General features: G+C 56.4%; 15 protein-coding genes. 7 read left to right on the top strand and 8 right to left on the bottom strand.

Going from position 1 to position 20,438, the window contains the following annotated elements:
* Positions 1 to 395: 395 nt before the first annotated feature.
* Positions 396 to 917, bottom strand: a complete 522-nt coding sequence (locus tag VPK24_RS03630) for a photosystem I assembly protein Ycf3 (protein WP_393010793.1) — start codon at positions 915 to 917, stop codon at positions 396 to 398.
* Positions 918 to 1,027: 110 nt separating this feature from the next.
* Between VPK24_RS03630 and VPK24_RS03625 the strand changes: the two genes are divergently transcribed.
* Positions 1,028 to 2,275, top strand: coding sequence for a pentapeptide repeat-containing protein (locus tag VPK24_RS03625; protein WP_393010792.1), 1,248 nt, complete (start codon positions 1,028 to 1,030; stop codon positions 2,273 to 2,275).
* A 203-nt stretch (positions 2,276 to 2,478) separates the two neighbouring features.
* Here the strand turns inward: VPK24_RS03625 and VPK24_RS03620 are convergent, their stop codons facing one another.
* A complete protein-coding gene (locus VPK24_RS03620; RefSeq protein WP_393010791.1) occupies positions 2,479 to 2,808 on the bottom strand; it encodes a hypothetical protein in 330 nt (109 codons plus the stop codon).
* A 768-nt stretch (positions 2,809 to 3,576) separates the two neighbouring features.
* Here VPK24_RS03620 and VPK24_RS03615 point away from each other — a divergent pair.
* Both VPK24_RS03615 and VPK24_RS03610 read left to right on the top strand, forming a co-directional pair.
* The gene (locus VPK24_RS03615) at positions 3,577 to 5,694 is read left to right on the top strand and encodes a flavin-dependent dehydrogenase (RefSeq protein WP_393010790.1); all 2,118 of its coding nucleotides are present in this window, start codon (positions 3,577 to 3,579) and stop codon (positions 5,692 to 5,694) included.
* 159 nt (positions 5,695 to 5,853) lie between these two features.
* The gene (locus tag VPK24_RS03610) at positions 5,854 to 6,936 is read left to right on the top strand and encodes an ATP-dependent 6-phosphofructokinase (protein ID WP_393010788.1); all 1,083 of its coding nucleotides are present in this window, start codon (positions 5,854 to 5,856) and stop codon (positions 6,934 to 6,936) included.
* 186 nt (positions 6,937 to 7,122) lie between these two features.
* Here the strand turns inward: VPK24_RS03610 and VPK24_RS03605 are convergent, their stop codons facing one another.
* The 3 genes from VPK24_RS03605 to VPK24_RS03595 all read right to left on the bottom strand — a co-directional run bounded on the left by VPK24_RS03605 (position 7,123) and on the right by VPK24_RS03595 (position 12,203).
* On the bottom strand, positions 7,123 to 7,470 hold the full coding sequence (locus VPK24_RS03605; RefSeq protein WP_393010786.1) for a hypothetical protein: 348 nt from the start codon (positions 7,468 to 7,470) through the stop codon (positions 7,123 to 7,125).
* Between the two features lie 393 nt (positions 7,471 to 7,863).
* Positions 7,864 to 9,501, bottom strand: a complete 1,638-nt coding sequence (locus VPK24_RS03600) for a PQQ-binding-like beta-propeller repeat protein (RefSeq protein ID WP_393010784.1) — start codon at positions 9,499 to 9,501, stop codon at positions 7,864 to 7,866.
* Between the two features lie 110 nt (positions 9,502 to 9,611).
* Positions 9,612 to 12,203 carry a sensor histidine kinase gene (locus VPK24_RS03595; protein WP_393010782.1) on the bottom strand — a complete coding sequence of 864 codons (2,592 nt, stop codon included), beginning with the start codon at positions 12,201 to 12,203 and terminating at the stop codon, positions 9,612 to 9,614.
* A gap of 233 nt (positions 12,204 to 12,436) precedes the next feature.
* Between VPK24_RS03595 and VPK24_RS03590 the strand changes: the two genes are divergently transcribed.
* Positions 12,437 to 13,927 (top strand): folate/biopterin family MFS transporter, encoded by a 1,491-nt coding sequence (locus tag VPK24_RS03590; protein WP_393010780.1) that lies wholly within the window; start codon positions 12,437 to 12,439, stop codon positions 13,925 to 13,927.
* Between the two features lie 48 nt (positions 13,928 to 13,975).
* On the opposite strand, the gene VPK24_RS03585 is transcribed toward VPK24_RS03590, so the two are convergent.
* Both VPK24_RS03585 and VPK24_RS03580 read right to left on the bottom strand, forming a co-directional pair.
* Entirely contained in the window at positions 13,976 to 14,593 is a 618-nt protein-coding gene (locus tag VPK24_RS03585) for a D-glycero-alpha-D-manno-heptose-1,7-bisphosphate 7-phosphatase (protein WP_190525970.1), read from the bottom strand.
* Complete coding sequence (locus tag VPK24_RS03580) at positions 14,586 to 15,545, bottom strand: glycosyltransferase family 9 protein (RefSeq protein WP_190526199.1); 960 nt, start codon at positions 15,543 to 15,545, stop codon at positions 14,586 to 14,588. Before VPK24_RS03580 ends, VPK24_RS03585 begins: the two co-directional genes overlap by 8 nt.
* Positions 15,546 to 15,875: 330 nt before the next feature.
* Between VPK24_RS03580 and ispD the strand changes: the two genes are divergently transcribed.
* Positions 15,876 to 16,559 carry a 2-C-methyl-D-erythritol 4-phosphate cytidylyltransferase gene (gene ispD / locus VPK24_RS03575; protein ID WP_393010777.1) on the top strand — a complete coding sequence of 228 codons (684 nt, stop codon included), beginning with the start codon at positions 15,876 to 15,878 and terminating at the stop codon, positions 16,557 to 16,559.
* 125 nt (positions 16,560 to 16,684) lie between these two features.
* Complete coding sequence (locus VPK24_RS03570; protein WP_393010775.1) at positions 16,685 to 16,963, top strand: peptidoglycan-binding domain-containing protein; 279 nt, start codon at positions 16,685 to 16,687, stop codon at positions 16,961 to 16,963.
* 192 nt (positions 16,964 to 17,155) lie between these two features.
* On the opposite strand, the gene VPK24_RS03565 is transcribed toward VPK24_RS03570, so the two are convergent.
* Entirely contained in the window at positions 17,156 to 17,494 is a 339-nt protein-coding gene (locus tag VPK24_RS03565; RefSeq protein ID WP_099533361.1) for a P-II family nitrogen regulator, read from the bottom strand.
* A 776-nt stretch (positions 17,495 to 18,270) separates the two neighbouring features.
* On the opposite strand from VPK24_RS03565, the gene mrdA reads away from it, so the two are divergent.
* Positions 18,271 to 20,070: a penicillin-binding protein 2 gene (mrdA, locus tag VPK24_RS03560; RefSeq protein ID WP_393010773.1), complete on the top strand. Its 1,800-nt coding sequence runs from the start codon at positions 18,271 to 18,273 to the stop codon at positions 20,068 to 20,070.
* Positions 20,071 to 20,438 lie beyond the last annotated feature (368 nt).

Here is a 20,438-nt window from a genome sequence, read left to right as displayed (position 1 = left end):
CAAGAAATTGAATCCTAAGTGGCAATACTAGGCGATCGCCCTGGGGCCTGTCGTCGTTACCTGGGATTCAAAGGATTAGCCCAGATCATAAGACCTCTTTCCCGAAAATTCCTCTTCTCAAGATCGGCTGATCAACAATCATCTTGTAGGTTGGGTTGAGGTACGAAACCCAATAACAGCAGGGTTCGTAGTGATCGAGTTGGGTTGAGCTTTGCGAAACCCAATCTACCGGAGAACCAAGCGTTTGAGCGCTTTGTCAGTCAATCAGCAATCTGGGAGAGGAATTTAGGACTAGGATCCTGATTGATACAAGAGGTCTATTGACTCAAGAATCAATGTAGATCTCAGCTCGAAAATGAGCATCCAATCGATTGAAAAACGATGGGGAAATCAACCTAGAAGAAGATATCCATGTTTGATCGCCCGGTGGTTTTTAACCAGTTTTGGGCCTCGATGTAGTTGTTGGGTGCTAAGCGAATGGCCCGCTTCCAATATTCCGCCGCCTTGTCGAACCAACGCTCGGCTGCTTCATCTTCGCCGCTGGCTTGGGCTTGCTCGCCGTTGTAGTGATAAATGACGGCAATGTTATTCAAGGCCTGGGGCATTCGCGGATTCTGATCAAGGGCTTGATGATAGTAATCAATGGCTTTGTCCCGTTCGCCATTGCTGGCAAAAATCAAAGCCATGTTATACAGGATGAAGCTGCGATCGTAGGGATCTTCTTCTAGGTTTAGGGCTTCTTCGTAGTTTTGCAAGGCTTCTGCATATTCACCTTCGCCTTGGGCAGACATGCCATCTCGGTAATAAACAAAAGCTTCTTTCGCTTTTTTGTTGGTGGGCAGCACTTTCAGAATCAAGTCCGCCATCACCGTAAAGGTTTTGTCAATAAAATTGTCGTTTTTTTGAGTTCGAGGCATGGGTCAAGCTGCTTTTGAAGCCAAAATAGGGAACGATTGCTGATGGAGCCTGCTCCATAGCTTAACGCCATGGGTTGCCGCATTGCGCGGTAGGGGGATGATTCGTTGCCATGGAGTTGTCGGAGTTTCAATTGGCGCTCGATCGGGGACGGCGCGACTTTCCTTGGGTGAGTCTGGAAGGGCAATGTTTGCGCAAGCTGTCGTTAGTGGGGCTGTCCCTGCGCCAAGCCAAGCTCGATCGGGCTGATTTGAGCGAAACGGATTGCAGCGGGGCCACATTGCTGAAGGTGTCGGCCACGGAAAGCCAATGGCGTGCGGCCCGGCTCGATCGAGTCAATGCCCAGAAGGCGAATTTTAGCGGAGCCAGCTTTGTCAATGCCCAACTGTTGGCGGCCCAACTGCAAGGGGCAGATTTGTCGGCGGCTGACTTTCGGCAGGCAAATTTGCGGGGGGCGAACCTAACCGGCGCAATTTTGACCGGGGCTTGTTTTGCGGCCGCAGACTTGACCGACGCGATCTTCGACTGGGACTCGGAACCGATCGCCCAAGGGGATTTCACCGCCGCCACCATGCCCGATGGACAACCCTTCAGCGCCGATTGGCAACCGGGCCCCGTCGATCCCTTGCCCCAAGCGCAACCGACCACCGATCGAGCGATCGATTCAGGGCGATCGAACCCTGTCGATCACGCGGTGACCGGGGCGATCGAACCCACCGATGCAACAACGAACGCCCCCCCGCCCGATCGGCCCCATCGCTATTTGTTGAGCAATCCCAACTTTGCCGTTCCCAACGCGGGCCCGCCGCCGCCGCCACCCAAACCCGCGAACCTCTGGGAAGCCGGCCAGCGCCTACCCTTGCCATTGTTAACCCTCTGGTTTTTGGGTTATGCGCTCTGGGGCAGCAGCCTCGCCGTTTTGGATCCACCGCCCCACAGTTGGTTGCTGCTGGCCTGTAGTTCCTTGGCGGGGATGGCCGGGTTGCAATGGGGTTTTTTGGCCCTAACCGGCGGGGCCATGGCGATTGTCCTAGCGGTTCCGTTGCCTCAGCAGGTGTTGAGCATTCTGTTGGGTGGGGCCACCGGGCTAACCGTTGGCCTGCTCACCAAATTTCTGATGCATGTTTCCTGGAGCGGGGCCCTGCGCAACGCTCTGTTGGCCTTGGCTTCCGCTGTCACGGTCATTAATTTGGCATTGGGGGTTGTTTGGTTGGGCATGGTGGGAGCCTTGGCCTTCACCTTTTCCGCCATGCCCCTTTGGACAATTATGGTTGAGCAAAATTTGTCCCAAACCCAACGCCTGTTGGTGATGGCGGGGGTGGCCACCTTGGGTGTGGCGATCGGGCGCTGGGTTGCCTAGGGGCGATTCTCTAGCCGCGATTGCGTAGTTTGATCGCTGGATCGCCTAGTTTGATTGTTCGATCGCCTAGCTGCGATCGCCTAGTGCAGTCGCCTAGCCGCGATTCTCTAGCCGCGATCGCTTAGCTGCGATCGCCCAGTGCAGTCGCCTAGCCGCGATTCTCTAGCCGCGATCACTTAGCTGCGATCGCCCAGTGCAGTCGCCTAGTGCAGTTGTTCCCAGGTGCGAGCCACCACATCACTCAGCCAGCGCCGGGACTCGCCATCCAGCAAGTTATCATCCGCCAGCACTTCCGCCGTCAGATCTTCCAAGGATTGACCCTTGGCCCGAGCCGCCGCGATCGCCACGGTGATGGCATCCGCGATCGAATCGATCAACCCTTCACCTGAGGGGATTAACTCCGCCCGTCGGGGGCGCGGCTGGCCATAAGTTGGATTAAACGCATTCACAATCGAAACTCCGAATCGAAAAGGTGTGTTGAGCGGGGAGCGATCGGGAAGTTTATTTCCCAAGGACAGCAAGCGAAACTTCAACGGGCAACGAGCACTGGGGCCCACAGATTTGTCCGGTTTTGGGTTGGAAGGGGCAAGCGCGATCGGGGAGAGATAACCCAATTTCGGGTAGCCATCTCATGTAGCGATCTCGCTGAAGCCCCCATCCAACCCCAGTCAAAACCCAATTCAATTGGGCATCCTGGGGACAGGCGAGGTTGGCCATTCGGTGGCGCAGTGGGGCAACCCATCAACCATCCGGCTTGATCAAGCTCGCCTGTCCCCAGACCGCTTGCAGATCCAGGGAACCCGCAAGGTATTTACGGACAGGTCAATACAGAACAGGTCAATACGGGCGGGGCAATACGGGCGGGGCAATTCCGAATCCTCAGGGAGCGATCCCGATGCGATCAACCCTGTTAAGTCAGCTTAGGCAATTACTCTCGATATTTGTAAACTTCTGTAAAGTTTATTAATTATTTTGAGTAAACGGAAGGATAGCGCATTTCTTTCGTCTGTCAAGGATATTTCCAGGATTGCTTAAGATCACAGGTGAAACCATCTCGCCTCCGGGGTTCGTGGCCACTGAGCGGGGATCCGTCGCTTGGCTAGGGCCTCGGAAACACGCGATGATGGAAACGATCGCCAAAGCCTGAGATGCTTTTCAGGTGAGCTTTGCAGCGACCACAGCACCCCACGGGCTGAAAAACTTCACCCTAAAAAAGGAAACACTCCCCCTTTGGTTGCAAGTTTGTTGCAAAACGCTTCTTTTTACGCCCGTTTACGATTTGAGTAATCAGAACCCAATCCATGAAAGAACTGCTTTATCTGGAAGTGCCGACTCCGGAAGCCACAACAGTGCTGAACTGGTTGCAGCAAGAGTTTATGGTTCCCAGCGGGGTGAAGGTAGCGGCTCCCACGGGGTTTCGCTGGCAACCGGCGGGCGATCGGGATGGGGAAACCGTGGCGGGTTGCGTTTGGTCTTTGCAGCGCACCACCTATCTCAAGCTATTTCGGTGGAGCGATCGCCCGATCGCGGGGGAAGGGGCCTTGGTGCGGGCCCTGCGGCAACAGGTGGCCGAAAAATTCCCCACCACCTACCCGGAACTTCCTGAGATTGACTTAACAAAGAGCAATATTTTCGAGGCCCTTGCGCCCAAATATCCGCAAACCGCTAAGTATTTCCAACGGATGCCCAATGGTGAACGGGATCTGTTAAGGGCCTATTGGTGGGAAAAGCGCTGGCGGGAAGCGGTGCGGAATCCTCAGCAACATAAGCAGGTTATTTTTCAGGGCCAAGCTTCTCAGGGCACAACTTCTCAGGGCACAACTTCTCAGGGCACAACTTCTCAGGGGCAAAACCCCGACCCATTGCCGGCCATTACCTATGACTTGATCTATGTGGGCGGGGCCTTGGGGGTAATTCATGCGGCGATGATGGCGCGGTTGGGCTATCGGGTGTTGTTGCTGGAGCGGTTGCCCTTTGGCCGTATGAATCGGGAGTGGAATATTTCCCGGGAAGAGTTGCAAGTGCCGATCGACCTGGGCCTATTCACGCCCGCTGAGGTGGAAGGATTGATCGCCACGGAATATCGCGATGGGTTTCACAAGTTTTTTGATGCCAACAATCCACCGCAAGCGCGGGCCAATGTGCTGCACACGCCGACGGTGCTGAATGTGGCGATCGCGGCCGATCGCATCATTCAGCTCTGTGGCCAAAAACTGCGGGAAGCGGGCGGCGACATTTGGGACGAAACGGAATTTGAACGGGCGGACGTGATGGGCGATCGAATCACCATGACCGCCAACCACTTGCCCACGGGGGAAACTCGCCAAGTGGCCGGTCGGTTGCTGATTGATGCCATGGGCACGGCTTCCCCGATCGCCTGGCAACTGAACGGAACGCGCGCTTTCGATAGCGTTTGTCCCACGGTGGGGGCCGTGATTGCCAATGGGATTGATTGGCCGGTCTGGGATTTGGACTATGGCGACGTACTGTTCAGCCACGGGGACATTTCCCGTGGCCGGCAACTGATTTGGGAGCTGTTCCCCATTGGGGGCAAGGCCGTGACAGTTTATCTGTTCCACTACCACCAAGTTCACCCCGAAAATCCCGGTTCCCTGCTGGAAATGTATGAGGACTTTTTCAGCATCCTGCCGGAATATCGCCGCTGCGATTTGGATAAGCTGACCTGGGGCAAGGCCACCTTTGGCTATATTCCCGGTCACTTCAGCCAAAGCGAGGGCGAGCGGCGTGTCTCGTTCGATCGCCTCTTGGCTCTGGGGGATGCCGCTTCATTGCAATCTCCCTTGGTGTTCACCGGTTTTGGTTCCATGATTCGCAACTTGGGCCGGCTCACAGACCTGCTGGATACGGCCTTGAAACATGACTTGCTGACGGAACAGGACTTGGGTTCAATCCGGGCCTACCAAAGCAACGTGGCGGTTACTTGGATGTTCTCGAAGGGGATGATGGTTCCCACGGGTCGCACGCTGCCACCCCAGCGGGTGAATTCCATGCTGAACACCTTCTTTGGCCTGCTGGCCGATGCCGAAGAGGATGTGGCCGATCGCTTCATTAAGGATCGGTTTGATTGGTGGTTGTTCAATCGCCTGGCCCTGAAGGCGGCGGTGCAAAATCCGACGCTGCTGTGGTGGATTTGGGATTCGGCGGGCCCTTGGGATCTGTGGCGCTGGATGGGCAGCTATCTTACCTTTACCCTGTCGAGCTTGGTGGCTTGGCTGCTGGGGTGGCTACCGGCGATCGCCCGCCGAATTCAGCCCTGGTTGGAGCAGCGCGCGCCGGGTCTGTGGTTGCGGGTGCTGGCTCGGTGCTATGCGATCGACCTCACTTGGGGGCAGCGGGCCCGCGTGGCTCGCACGGTTCCCCGATCGTCCACGGAAGCGGTTTCCAGCAGCACGGTCTAGGCCAGGAGTCGCAGGGCGATCGAAATAGGGCGATCGAGATGGGACGATCGCCCCATTTTGATCGCCCAATCCCATTGCAGTTATTAACACAGGCTTGCCCCACCGTTGGGATCGCGTACGATCGCCCATGAGCAGCGTTTGCATAAGAGATGCAATCCTATGGGTGAGATAAAACGAATCGGAGTGCTGACCAGCGGCGGAGATTGCGCAGGGCTAAATGCTGCCATTCGGGGTGTGGTGATGCGGGCTGCCAGCTACGGCTGGGAAGTGATGGGCATTCGCCACGGTACGGAAGGGCTAACCCGGCAGCCCACCGAAGCCCTGCTGCTGACACCGGACAAAGTTGAGCGGTGGTTAACCTTGGGGGGAACCCTGCTCGGAACCATTAACCGGGGCCAACCCTTTCAGGTGACCTTGCCCGATGGCACGGTGCATGACCGTACCTTGGACTTTGCCGAGGGTTGTCGGGAGTTGGAACTGTCAGCCATTGTTGGCATTGGCGGTGATGGGAGCCTGAAAATTCTTCATGACCTGATGACGAAGGTGGGTCTGCCCTTTGTGGGGATTCCCAAAACGATTGATAACGATGTGGCAGCCACAGAACAATCGATCGGGTTTGACACAGCCGTGAACATTGCCACGGAAGCCCTCGATCGGCTCCACTTCACCGCCGCCAGCCACGATCGGGTCATGATCCTGGAAGTGATGGGGCGCGACGCGGGCCACATCGCCCTCCACGCCGGCATCGCGGGCGGGGCCCATGTGATTTTGATTCCCGAAATTCCTTACAAGCTGGAAGTGGTGTCCCAGGCCATTCGCGATCGCCAGGCCGCTGGCAAGGCCTTTTCCGTGGTGATTGTGTCCGAAGCGGTCTGCACCAGCGGCGGTGACGTGGTGACGCAAACCCAGGCCTTTGGGGAATGTCGCCTGGGGGGCATCGGGCAATATTTAGCCCAAGAGCTGGCCCAAAGCACTGGCGCTGAAACCCGCGTCACCGTGCTGGGCCATGTGCAGCGCGGTGGCGTACCCTCGCCGCTCGATCGATTGATTGCCTCGGCCTTTGGTGTGGAGGCGGTGGATCTGATTGCTCGGGGCGAGTTCGATCGGGTGGTGACTTGGCAACAGCGCCAGGTGGTGAGCGTGCCCATACTGGAGGCCATTTCCCACTGCCGCATCGTTGACCCCGGTGATACTCTGCTGAAAACCGCACGGGGTCTGGGCATTTGCCTCGGGGATCAGTAAGTAAACTAGGAAAATAAGGGGCACAACCGAAGACCAACAGAAAGACCAACAAAAAGACAGGGGAAAAACCAAAAAGACAAGGGGCTGAAGCCCCTTGCCCCCATCACCATGGGCACGAAACTTAGACTGAAAAAATTGGATCAGGATGCTTCCAGAACCAGTCTAAAAACCAGTCTTTAACCGATCTCAAAACCATAGACAATCTGACCAAGAAGAGGTGAATTGTACTGTCCCGGCTGTGACTCCATTGCTAGGCTGATCCAATTGCGTAATTCGCTGCAAAATTTCTAAATTGGTGGGATCCCGAAAGGTTGCAATTCCAATGAAAATTAGTCCCATCACCCAAAGCTGGCTGTTGTCCTTCGGTGGTGGTGCGGCATCCTTTAAGGTGCAGACTTTGACCTTCCCTTTTTTGGCCTTGGCGATCGCGGCGGCCTCGTCTTTGTCGGTAAAGTGGATTGCTTTGCAAGCGTCGGGCACTGAACCATTGGGAACATAGTAGGAGCCATCGGGCAATTCGACAACGTAACACATGCTCAATTCCCTGATCGATGATCCTGAAAGGATGAAAATTTCAGACAGCACAAATCCGCACAGCTTTTGATGAAGAAAGCTGCTTTTGGTTGACCCCCAAGGTCAAGTTAATTCAGTGCAAAATAGAGGACGAGGATTGACGAAGACGGCGCATAATCATCCGTTTCGTTTTACGTCTTGTTTTGCATTCAAAAATTTGTACTAGTCATCTATCGAGAAAGCTTCAAAAAATTATGCAAACCTGACCCGATCGGGATCAGCCATCGAGATCAAAGCTTGGCAGCAGAATTGAATATCGAGATTTGCAATGAGTCAGTAGGGTGAGCTTTGCAAAATCGAACTCGATCAACACAAGCCTTGCTGCTGTGGGGTTTTGGGCCTCGCCAAGATCAACTAGCCGAGGGCATAGAGCCAGCCATCGCGCCCACTCAGATAGACCGTTCCATCCCAGACGATCGGGGTGGCCTCAAAGGAAGATCCCGGGGCAAAGTGCGCCAACAGAGTGACCTCCAGGCGAAACCACTGGCCCCGACCATTGGGCAAAGCGGCCGGATCTTGGGACTGGGTGGGCAAAAAGCGCAACTGAAACAGCCGCACCCCGTCGTAGCTGGCGGCCACGAGGCGATCGCCCTCCGTGAAAATCGGGGTGGAAATGGTGGGGCCAATTCGGGTTTGAAAGGCCACGTAGGGCGAGTTGTGTGGCCCATCTCGCTGTGGCCCCCAGTGGGCCAGGCCGGTGGTGCGTAACTGGGAGCCAATGTAGAGAATTCCATCGATCGCCCCCGTGGCAAACAGGGGCGGCTGTCCCCGATCGCGATAGTCATCATTCAGGGCCGCTGAGCCGATAATTCCACCCTGCCAATCTTGATAGCGCAAGGAGCCGGTGGGTAAAAACCATTCCACGGCCTCGGCGGGCGGCCTGGCCGGATTCAATTTAAAAAGACCGCCGGGCCCGGATGCATATTGCCGCTCGATCGCACAAAAGAGCTTGCCATCGCGAGAAACTACCGCCGTTCCGTCAATATCCGTACCGGTGAAGAAATCCCAGTCAATTTTCCGACTGTTCAGGTCAACGCCGTAAATGTGACCGGAGCCAGCCGCCACAAATAGCCGATCGCCCAGCCGCGACGGGGAAGATTCCGCTACCAGGTTGCCGCCGTGGCGAACCGCATCGCTCGGTGTATAAAACAGCAGTTCCCCTGCGATCGCCGGTTGGGTGATGCCGTCCCGTTGGGTGACCGTGTTCAGCGCGGCCCCCAAAAAGGAGCCAATCCCGTTTTCGCCCACATTAAACAGCAGCCCATTGCGCAAATCGAGGGGGCTGCTGTCGTTGTCGCGGCTGTAGCTGGCGGTTTGGCGCACGTTCCACCGCCACAACTCTTGGCCCGTGCGAAAGGAAATGGCCCGCAAACTGGGAACCACCCGCGCCGTAAAGGGCACATTCACCCCCTGGCGACTGCCCTGAAGCACAATCACTTGATTGAGCGGTGGTGCGGTGCGATCGATGTAGATCGTGGCTGTCCCCTTCAGCACGTCGTCAAATCGATAGCGCCAAACCTCTTGCCAATTTTGCAGGTCAATTTTGCGCAGGTGGTGGTCAAACGCGCCAATCAGCAAATAGTCTCGTCCCCGATCGCGCACGAGGGTGCATTGCCCCGTCCAGCCAGCACCGCTCCAAACCTCCAATCGCCGCCCAATTCTCGTTGCGCCGGATCCCAAAAAGAACTTGCGCCGTACCCCCAATCCCTGGGGAATGCCTCGGCCATAGAACCGGCGGGCTTGGTTACCCAAAAAGCTGGGAATCAGCAGTTCCACTTCGGCGCGGGGATCTTGGGCGGCGGCCAACTGTTCTTGGGCCAAGCGATCGGCCATCCGCAGGCGATCGGCCCAGGCGGCGGGTTGTCCAGGAATTAACGGTGCGGCCTCGGCCTGTTGCCGCAGCTCGCTGGCCCGCTGGCCCATGGCGGCTCCCATGGATCCCAACAATCCCCCTTGGGCAATCCAGCGGGTGACGGTACGACGCGAGGGCACGATCGACTCCTGAAGCAAGGCCTAAAAATCAGCCCCATCATCGCAAGATTTCCAGGGTTTTTCAGCCTGCTGTGGGGAAATGGCTGATTGGGGAGGGCGATCGAACCGGGCTACACCGCCGCTGTGGATCGGGGCCCCGGTTGGGCCGCGTTTTGAGGCTTGGTGGATCCGCGAATCGGCAACTCAATGTAAAACTCCGTGCCCCAATCGGGACTGGACTGGCAAGTTAGCGCCCCTCCGTGCTGTTCCACAATCACTTGATAGCTAATGGACAGGCCCAAGCCCGTGCCTTTGCCCGTGGGTTTGGTGGTGAAAAACGGCTCAAAAATTTGATCGCGTACCTCCGGCGGCATTCCTGGGCCATTGTCTCGAAACCGAACAATCACCAATTGCTGATTTAACGTGGCCGTGGTGATTTCAATGCGGCTGGGATTTTGGCGCATGTCCGCAAGGGTTCGGCCCGCATCCCGCAGGTCGATCGCATCGATCGCATTCACCAACAAATTCATAAACACCTGGTTCAGATGTCCTCCGTAGCATTCCACCAACGGCAATGGGCCATATTGCTTAATCACCTCAATGGCCAAGCGATCGGAGCGGCCCTTCAGCCGGTTTTGCAAAATAATTAATGTGCTATCAATGCCCTCATGTAAGTCAAACGTTTGCAACTCTGCTCGATCGATTCGAGAAAAAGTCCGCAACGACTGCACAATGTCTTGCACGCGCCGCGCACCCAACTGCATCGATTGAAAGGTTTTTGGCAAATCTTCAACCAAGAAATCCAGCTCCAACTCCTCTAAAGCTTCGCGCAAGGTTGGCTCTGGGTCTGGATAGAAAGTGTCAAACAAACTCATCGCCTTCAGCAGACTTTGAACATATTCTTCCGCATGGGTTAAATTGCCCGCAATGAAGTTAATAGGATTGTTGATTTCATGGGCTACCCCTGCCACCAATCCTCCCAAGCTTGACATTTTTTCCGTTTGAACAAGCTGGGTTTGGGTTTGTTTCAGTTGGCTGAGGGTTGCTTCCAAGTCCTCCGTTCGCTCCGCAACCCGTTGTTCCAATTGCTCATTCGCCTGGTGAATTTCCAGAAATTTTTCCTGCAAGCTTTCAGCCATTAGCTGCCCATTGGTTGCCAGTTGATCAAATTCCAAGACGGGACTTTGGGGCCAATGGATATCCTGTTGGTTCTTCACGTGATCGGGCAAATCTGTGGTAATTCTTGCCAAAACTTGCAACGGTTGAACCAAAGCCTTGCTCACCCAATAGGCCGCCAGCATACTGCCATAAACCACCAGCAGCACAATGCCAAACCGTTGGTTATAGGCCACCTGCAAATCATCCATGTGGGGCTGCGCGGGGAATGAAATCCACAAGTGCCAACCCAAATCACCCGGCAGAGTCCTATCAAGCCAATAGGTTGACTGGCGAGCACGCACCATCGACGGCCGATCGGGATCGTTGGTCAAAACCTGATAAAACTCGGTGCTGTCGGCTCCCAGTCGCCGCACCCAAACCTTCGGTTGCTTGAGATTAAAAACATCCTGCGGCTCATAGGCGGGGTTCACACTGCCCACCACTTGCTGGTTTTCATTGACCAACACAGCGCCCACCGCCCGATCGTAAATTTTCACCGGACTCGTGAGCGCATCAATGAATCGATCGAACCGCAGATGGGCAATTAAAAATCCCGTGGACTCCAACCCCTGGGTTAAAGGACGCACCAACCAGAGCTGATGCTCGTTGCCGGTTTTGGCCTTCGGAATTGCCAAAATTTGCCAGGGCTGGAGCTGATTGGGTTGACTTTCACGTAGCTCCAACTGAGATAGGGTTTGGCGGCTGAGGGACACATCAGGATTATTGGTCGCCTGGGTCAGAAAACGTAGTTTGGAATCCAGCACCCAAAGACCGTCAATCAGCACATTTCGTTCCAAGGCCGTAATTAATTGAGTTTCGGTCAAGGACTCCGCTTTGAGTTGGGAAAAATCCGTGGCCGTTTCCCAAATTTGTCGCTGCCAATTGCGAATTTGCTCAATGATTGGAGCACCTGCCAGTTGCAAATCCATCCTGACCGATCGCTCCAAGTCCACCAACATTCGGTTGGCATCTAAGGTGAAGAGCAACATGATCGGCAGCAACACAAAGGCCACCAAAATATCGTTCAAAACATCCCGTAATGGCCAGCGAACCGATTGAAACTTTTGCGGGAACCGCTGTCCTAAAAAAGAAAAAATTCCAAGGATGCCGCTGGCAATTAAAGCATTACAGACCCCATTCAAGGCTTGCTTCAGCAAAATGAGCTGCACTTGCAAAGCGCCCACCTGCAACACGGCCCCATAAAACAGAGCCACCAACAACGATCCCACCACCAGCCAGTAAAGACCATCCAGCAACAGCAGGCTTTGGCGATGGCGCTGGCGAACCCACCCCACTAGGGCTGCCTCCGCCGTGAAGATCATCATGGCGTAGGGATGGCCCCAAAGCACCCAGGTATAGCTCCCGATCGCTGCCCCGGCGAGGCCACCCCAAAGGGGCCCATAGAACCGCGCAGCCAGCAGAGCGGCTGCGCTTCCAAAGATAAAATCAACACCTAAAAATAAATTTGCTCGGTAGTAGTTACCGAGTAATCCCAAAATAATTAGCCCAATAAAGCAACCAATTTTGAGTCCTTGAGGATGGAAATTCCGCTTCGAAACCGTCATTTTGCCCATCGTTTGAAGAAAAATCTTATTTATCCACAGATACAGATATAGACTCAACTGGCACAAATTCCACAGGTACAGACCCAATGTGAATTTAATTTCATGGGCTTGAGTTTGGGTCTCTTGGTGCGAGAGACGAGACCGTCTGCCTGCTGGGTTGCCGATCGGGTCGGGGAAGCCCGCTATGATGGAGAGGCTTAGAATTATGAAGTTTTTTTGCTAGAAACTTATCAATGGCCATTGCACCGAACCAAAACATTAGTTCCGGCTCCGACGCGATCGCACCTCAGGATGTGCCAGCCGAGCGATCGCCTGGTCTGCGCTCGGCGATCGTTGAAAAGCTTTTCTTTGGCAACGAGCCAACCCCGGAACTGATTGCCATTTTGCTGGTGTATCTGGTGCAGGGCATTTTGGGACTGGCTCGTTTGGCCGTCAGTTTCTTTTTGAAGGATGAGTTGCACCTGAGTCCGGCGGAAGTGGCGGCCCTGATGGGGGTTGTGGCCATTCCCTGGATGGTGAAACCGCTGTTTGGGTTCATGTCTGACGGGTTGCCTATTTTCGGCTACCGGCGGCGACCCTACCTCATTCTCTCGGGCATTGGCGGGGCCTTGGCTTGGGTGGCGATGGCCACGGTGGTGCATACGGGCTGGACGGCCATGCTGGCCATTGCCCTGTCTTCCCTGTCCGTGGCCGTCAGCGATGTGATTGCCGATTCTTTGGTGGTGGAACGGGCCCGCAATGAGTCCACGGGCACGGCCGGATCGCTGCAATCCCTTTGCTGGGGGGTTTCGGCGCTGGGGGGCTTGTTGACGGCCTATCTCAGCGGCGTGTTGTTGGAGCAGTTCAGCGCCCAAACGGTGTTTTGGATGACCTCCATGTTTCCGCTGCTGGTTTGCTTTGGGGCCTTTGCGATCCACGAAGCGCCTTTAACCACTCGCCCAGACCTGAGCGTGGTTCAACAGCAGGCACGGGATTTGTGGCAAGCAGTTTCCCAAAAGGCGATTTGGCTGCCCACGTTGTTTCTGTTTCTCTGGCAGGCCACGCCCTCATCGGATACGGCGTTTTTCTACTTCACCACCAATGAGTTGCAGTTTCCGCCAGAGTTTTTGGGGCGGGTGCGACTGGTGACCAGTGTGGCGGCCTTGATTGGGGTTTGGGCATTCCAGCGGTTCTTCAAAACCGTGCCTTTCCGCAAGATTTTCCTCTGGAGCACGTTGGCTTCCACGGCGTTGGGAATGACAACGCTGCTGTTGGTTACCCATGCCAACCGGGCTTTGGGCATTGATGACCGCTGGTTTAGCTTGGGCGATAGCCTGATTTTGACTGTGGCGGGGCAAATTACCTTCATGCCGGTGTTGGTGCTGTCGGCGCGGCTTTGTCCGCCGGGGGTGGAGGCGACGCTGTTTGCGCTGCTGATGTCGGTTTATAACCTGGCGGGGGCGGTGTCCAGTGAGTTTGGGGCCCTGCTGACCCATTGGTTGGGGGTGGATGAAACCCACTTCGATCGCTTGTGGTTGTTGGTGACGATCGCCAACTTGTCAACCCTGTTGCCGTTGCCGTTGGTGGGCTGGTTACCACAGGATGAGGCAACCGATGGCGCTGCCCAGCTATCGGAGTTGCCACCGGAGGTGACAGCCGTGAAACATCGGGAGCCAAACCTGGTGCCAACCTTTATGCCGGAGATGTCTCCGCAGCCCGATCGGCGCGATCGCTCCAAAGCTTAGGGGGCAAGTGGGTGATCTCCCCCCGATCGCCCGCTTGAGATTGAATCATCAAAGCCGTTCAAAGCCGTTGGGCAATTGGGACGATCGGGGCGATCGCAAAATCCACCACACCGCTTCTAGCAAATTAGCCGCCACAAAATCCGGCTGAGTCGCGTGTTGATAGTTGCCCGCCAACACCTGCTCCCCAAACCCCGTCGTCACCAAAATGCCCGTACAACCGGCATTCTTGGCCAGGTCAATGTCCGTTGCCTTGTCACCCACCATCACACTGCGCGACAAGTCCAAATCCCAATCCCAGGCGGCGGCGACCAGCATTCCGGTGTTGGGTTTGCGCCAGGTGCTGTAGCGGGTGAATTCGGGATCCTTACCGCCTTCGGGGCCGCTTAGGTATGGGCAGTAATAGAGCGCATCCAGCTTGGCTCCGGCTTCTTGATCGAGCAGGCGACAGAGCCGATCGTGCAGCGCGTCCACGTGGGATTGGGGATAGTAGCCCCGGGCCGGGCCGGCTTGGTTGGAAGCCAAACAGCAAAACCAGCCCGCCTCGTTCAGTTGGCGCACCGCTTGGGCCGTGCCGGGGATTAGGTGCAGGTCTTCGAGGCGGTGAATGTAGCCCGCCTCTTGGTTTAATACGCCGTCGCGATCGAGAAATACTGCCGGTCTAGACACCCAACTTCTCCAAAATGGCGCTGGGGGGAATGTCACTCATCCGATCGGTCGGGGACTTGATGGCCACGAAGCGATCGTCACCGGGCGGCAGCAGCTTGGTGGGATCGGTCGGGCCAAACAGGGCGATCGTGTAAGTGCCCAGGGCCACGGAAATATGCATCGGGCCGCTGTCGCCACAGAGCATCACATTCGCCCCCGCTGTCATTGCTGCGAGCTGGCCAATGTTGTTGGGAGCCACCAGTTTCAGGCTCGGACAAGCGGTCTGCAACGTAGCCACAAAATCCGTATCATCGGGCCCCTTCACCAGCACGATCGGCAGTTCCGGCTTGGCCTGCTGCACCTTGGTCAACACCGCCTTCCAGGAGTCCACCGGATAGACCTTATCAAAGCCCTTCAGCTTGGCCATGGCACTGGAGCCACCATGCACCAGTAAATAACCCTGGCCCTTGATGCCTAAGCGGGCTTGCTCTGCTTCAGCCCAGGCCAGTTCCTTTTGGGGCACTTGCAGTGACAGGGCAGGCCGGGGCGCTGTGATCCCAAAGCCGCGCACCAGGTCGTGGTAGAGATCGCCCGCGTATTGCTCCAGGTTCAGGGGCACGGGATCGGTCAAAAACATCTTGCCGCCGGCTGCATAGCCCACGCGTTTGGGAATCCCCGTCAGCCACAGCAGCAGCCCCACGGCCCACCGCCGACCCAGCGACAGCACCGCGTCATATTCTCGATCGCGGATTGTGCCCAGCAGGTTGCCCCAGTCGGCGGGGCTGTTGCGATCCTTGAAGTCAAAGGCGATCGTGTCGCGCACCGACGCACAGACTTGGTAGGCCGCAACCGATCGCGGTTCCACCACCACGTCAATCTGTGCCTTGGGGTAAGTCTGCTTCAGTTGGGTCAGGGCGGGGAAAAATAAGATCTGGTCGCCAATGCCACCAGGTACGAGGGCGAGGATCTGCATCATAAAACTCGCGGGGTTGCCAAGTAGCGGCGGTAAAACAATATCGAAATCTGTGAAATGAAGCCTGAAAGACCGATAGCAAGCGATGGCGTTTCGACCCGCGAGGCCTTCGCAGGCGAATTCCAATTGCTACGGCAAGGAATCGCTCTCAATTTTAGAAGGATCTGCTCTGGGGTCAACTCGATCGCCCAAATCAACTCCAGGGTTTAGGGCAGTCCCATCCACAGCCTTGCGAATTCCCGAGAAAGTCGATTGAATCTTGATCGGGCCATTTGCTCAATCACAGTTGCTTCAGTCGCAACATTCACAACATCGTTTAGGAAACCGATTTTGTATCTCCTAATTCCGGCGGCCGGCTCCGGCAAGCGCATGGGCGCGGATCGCAACAAACTCCTGATTGACCTAGCGGGCGAAACGATCTTTGCTTGGACGCTGAAGGCTGCCCAGGCTAGCCCGTCGATCGCTTGGATTGGGATCATGTGTCAGCCGATCGACCGGCCGGATTTCGAGGCGATCGCCCAGGGCCTGCACCTGACCAAGCCCGTTGTGTTTATCCAAGGCGGCGACACCCGCCAAGCCTCGGTTTACAACGGCCTGCAAGCCTTGCCCCCCGAAGCCGATCGGGTTTTGATCCACGATGGGGCCCGTTGCTTGGCCACCCCGGAACTATTCGATCGATGCACGGCAGAGCTAGCCACCTGTCCGGGATTGATCGCCGCGATTCCCGTCAAGGACACGATTAAGCAAGTGGATGCGAATCAAATCGTTAGCAATACACCCGATCGCGCCACCCTCTGGGCCGCCCAAACGCCCCAAGGCTTTGAAGTGGCCGCCCTCAAGTCCTGCCACGATCGGGGCTTGACCGAACAATGGGAAGTCACCGACGATGCCGCCCTGTTTGAGCGGTGCGGCCTACCCGTAAAAATCGTAATGGGCGAAGAAACCAACCTGAAAGTCACCACACCCCAGGACTTGGCGATCGCCGAGTTTATCCTCCGCCAGCGCCAACCCTAGCCCTTCCCCCGCAGCCCAGCGCCGCAATCACCAAAGCGAGCGCTACCATAGCGATCGCAGATCCTGCGATAGTCTTCAAGACCGTTGTTTTAGTGGCTTTCAGTTGATTCGGAGTGGTAAATATCTTGTCTAGCAATAACCCACCGGCTAAATCCGAACGCCCCGGCGTGCCGGCCAGCGACCAAGTGGTCAGTGATATTTTGCGACTGGGCGATCGGGGTAACCTCGTGCAGGTCATCCAGCATGAATTAAACATGCGTGGTTTTGACGCGGGACAACCGGACGGTATGTTTGGCCCCCAAACCGAAATTGCCGTCAAACAGGCCCAATCTGCCTATGGTCTCACGCCTGATGGCATCGTTGGGGCAGACACCTGGGAGCGTTTGGGCTTCACGTTCCGCTAGATCGCCGCGAGCACGTTTCGCCCCAAGACCCATGAACCAAAAACCGACGCGGGGCCCAGCAGCCCCCCATCGGTCAACTCAAAACGGCACTTCAGTCCGCCGTTTGCAATTCAGGCACAGAATCTAATCATTACCCGCAATTCATCACCAGCGAGGAGCGAGGGTGCCCCTCCCTGGCGCGGTGGCATTGCCCTAGACCGCCTCTAGGTTCTTCTCACCAGTCCGAATCCGGATGATTTGTTCCACGGGCGAGATGAAGATCTTACCGTCGCCAATTTCGCCGGTGCGGGCCGCGGTGATGATGCACTCAACGACCATATCCACGTCCTTGTCGTCCACCACCACTTCGATCTTCAGTTTTTGCAAGAACTCAACGGTGTACTCCGATCCCCGGTAGCGCTCCGTTTGTCCCTTTTGGCGGCCAAAACCGCGCACTTCGGAAACGGTCATCCCGACAATGCCGGCGTTGACGAGGGCAATTTTTACATCGTCCAATTTAAAAGGACGCACGATCGCTTCAATCTTTTTCAAGGCTAGTCTCTCCCTTTGAGCATTCGTTATAGGTCTTGGTGATCACTGGGCCATTGTGGCTTTCCCCTTGGCACACCTCAAAATCCCAAGGTTGGGATCGGGTTTGCATCGGAGTTGTTGCACACAGGATCTCAGCGATCGCCCGGTTCTAGCCTGGGTGTTGCAATCCCATCACCACCCCAGGGATCTGGCTCCTTGGGAGTTGGCAACCAAGTTTGGCAACCAAGTTGGGGTCAACCAACACCCAAGCATAGAAGGGTTGGCCGTGGCCTGCACAGCAAGCCGATATCTCTGGCGAAATCGGCATTTTATCAACCCAGTTATCAACCTGGTTATCAACCCGGCTAACGGGGCAAAAGCCAGGTGGCTGAGCTAGATCAGAGATGAACAACACCGTGGGGCGTTATCCACAGGCTGACCCTTGCAGGCTGGAAAATGCTGAGCTTGACCCCTGAGTTCGGCCACCGGACGAGGTTGCACGTTGGCGCAAGTGCCTGTACAGGCCACGCTAAAGCCTGGAACTGCCCACCTGCAAGAGCCAGAGAACAGTGGTTGGCATTTTTAAGGCTAGCCTATCAAAAGCCGGGGTCGCTCAGGCTAGTGGGCTGTATATCCCTGGTTGCGTTGGGTTAACAGTTAGCACTGGATCTCATCAGGGTTTTGTAATGTTCGTTACCGGTTGTTGAGCAAGACCTATCCCGAGGGGGGATGGTTGGGTGCGGATCAGACAAGCAATGGCCCTTTGTCGTCGGTAGCCCTGCTGGCTTGCACTTGCTATGGGATTGGTATCTATTCGTAGGGGCGGCTTTGCCTCGCCATCGACCGCGCCCGATCGCGCTCAAACCTTCCGCGCCCTGGTTTTGATGACTTTGGTAACGGCGTTGATCGGATCCTTGGCGTTTCGTCTCAGTCGTTTGCAACTGGTGGAAGGGGCTGTGCAGCGCCAGGCCGCAGAGCGGAATCGATTGCGGGGGTTGCCCTTGGTTCCCGATCGGGGAACCCTGTTCGATCGCAAGGGCCAGGTGCTCGCTCGGAGTCGCTTAATTCGCAGTGTGTATCTGTCGCCCCAGCGCCACAGCCCGGCCGAGTGGCAGCGAATCCTGAAGCCGATGGAAAGTATTTTTGATCGCCCCGTTGCGGCCATTGCCCAACAGATTGCCACTCAGCGCCAGCAGGGCCGGGGTGATATGCCCATTCGGGTGGCTCGAGATCTGACCCCCGAAGGATTTGTCCGGCTGGCAGAACTGGATCCGGGGGCAGGCATCCTCGCCGTGCGTGTGGAAGCCGAGCGGGACTATCCCCACGGTTCCACCGCCGCCCACGTGATTGGCTATTTGGGGGAAGCCAGCCCCGAAGATATTAAAAACAACCCCGATTTGCCCATGGGAGCCACCGTGGGCAAGGCAGGCATTGAGCGATTGGCAGAAGTGACCCTGCGGGGCACTTGGGGCTACGATTGGATTGAAGCGGATGCCAAGGGCCGTCTCCTGCGACCAGCGGGCCAACGCCCCCCGAAGCCGGGTCAGCCCCTTCAGTTAACGCTGGATTTGGCCGTGCAACAGGCGGCGGAACGGGGACTTCAGGGCCGACGCGGCGCAGTGGTGGCCATGGATCCCCGCACGGGGGCCATTTTGGCCATGGCCAGCAGCCCTACGTTCGACTCCAATTGGTTTACCCAGCGAATTACTAAAGACCAGTGGGCCCAACTCCAAGACCCCAGTCGCCCCCTGTTGAATCGGGCCCTTCAGGGCTATCCTCCGGCCAGCACGTTCAAGATTGTGACTTCGGTGGCGGCGATCGAGTCGGGAGCCTATAGCCCGAATGCCACGGTGGGCACTGCCGGGGCCCTGTCGCTAGGGGGGACGGTGTTTCGGGAGCATGGGGGCGGCGGCTACGGCACGATCGGCTTTGCCAGGGCCCTCGAAGTCAGCAGCAATACCTTCTATTACCAAGTGGGAATGAAAACGGGCCCCGAGGCGATCGCCCAATGGGGCCAGGCGCTGGGCATTGGGCAGCCGCTGAAGTTGGGGCTGTTGGGTAGTCGTGGCATGTTGCCCACACCGGCTACCAAACAGACTCTGTATCGTCAACCCTGGTACCTGGGCGATACGGTCAGTATGTCGATCGGGCAAGGATTGGTCTTAACCACGCCCCTGGAACTGGCCACGGTCGTTTCCGCGATCGCCAATGGGGGGAAGCGTGTGGTTCCCCACCTGTTGGCTAACCAAACCAGCCAACCGGACTTTCAGCCCCAGTCGATCGGCCTGAAACCCGAAACCCTAAACGTGGTACGCCAGGGACTCAATGCCGTGGTGCGTCAGGGAACCGCCAAAGTGCTCAACGATCCCAGTCTGCCCCCCAGTGCTGGCAAAACGGGAACCGCCGAAGTGCCCAGCGGCCCCAATAACGCGATGTATGTGGGCTATGCCCCGGTGGATCAACCGCAAATTGCCCTGGCGGTGGCCGTGGAAAATGCTGGCTATGGGGGAGCTGTGGCGGCCCCGATCGCGAAGGAAGTGTTCAAGGCTTACTTTGGTCCAAAACCGCCCGCAGCGAATCCGCCAGCGAATCCGTAGCAAATTCGCCAAGGGGCAGATTTGCAAGAATTCACGAAAAACCTGCCCAAGACCCATCAAAACCTGCCCAAGCGAGAAGATCGATCCTTCGAGGCTAGCCTTCCGCAGTTCTTGGATCTCAGAACAGTTGAGGGCAGATCAATCTCAACAATTCAGCAACGATTTGGGGGCGATCGACTAGTGTGATCGCCCCCAAATTCATTTATTCGCATCCACTCGTGAGGCTCATGAGCCTCAATTCAACGTGAATTCGGGATAAGGGGAGCGAAGGAAAGACGGGGCTGGTTAAGCTGAGGCATTAACCAAAACAACACTCAGCCCAACCCCGCCATGCTCAGTCTAGAAGCTCTGTTCTGCAAAATCGATGA

This window comes from Limnothrix redekei LRLZ20PSL1 (genome assembly GCF_043235035.1).
In the GTDB taxonomy this organism is placed as follows: Bacteria; Cyanobacteriota; Cyanobacteriia; order CACIAM-69d; family CACIAM-69d; genus CACIAM-69d.
Note: the sequence above shows the minus strand (reverse complement) of the source record. Positions and strands in the feature narration are given on the sequence as shown.

Bases quoted from the DNA above. Each gene is read 5' to 3' on its own strand.
- VPK24_RS03630 (WP_393010793.1), bottom strand. From the start codon at position 917: ATGCCTCGAACTCAAAAAAACGACAATTTTATTGACAAAACCTTTACG.
- VPK24_RS03625 (WP_393010792.1), top strand. From the start codon at position 1,028: ATGGAGTTGTCGGAGTTTCAATTGGCGCTCGATCGGGGACGGCGCGAC.
- VPK24_RS03615 (WP_393010790.1), top strand. From the start codon at position 3,577: ATGAAAGAACTGCTTTATCTGGAAGTGCCGACTCCGGAAGCCACAACA.
- VPK24_RS03610 (WP_393010788.1), top strand. From the start codon at position 5,854: ATGGGTGAGATAAAACGAATCGGAGTGCTGACCAGCGGCGGAGATTGC.
- VPK24_RS03605 (WP_393010786.1), bottom strand. From the start codon at position 7,470: ATGTGTTACGTTGTCGAATTGCCCGATGGCTCCTACTATGTTCCCAAT.
- VPK24_RS03595 (WP_393010782.1), bottom strand. From the start codon at position 12,203: ATGACGGTTTCGAAGCGGAATTTCCATCCTCAAGGACTCAAAATTGGT.
- VPK24_RS03590 (WP_393010780.1), top strand. From the start codon at position 12,437: ATGGCCATTGCACCGAACCAAAACATTAGTTCCGGCTCCGACGCGATC.
- VPK24_RS03580 (WP_190526199.1), bottom strand. From the start codon at position 15,545: ATGCAGATCCTCGCCCTCGTACCTGGTGGCATTGGCGACCAGATCTTA.
- mrdA (WP_393010773.1), top strand. From the start codon at position 18,271: ATGGGATTGGTATCTATTCGTAGGGGCGGCTTTGCCTCGCCATCGACC.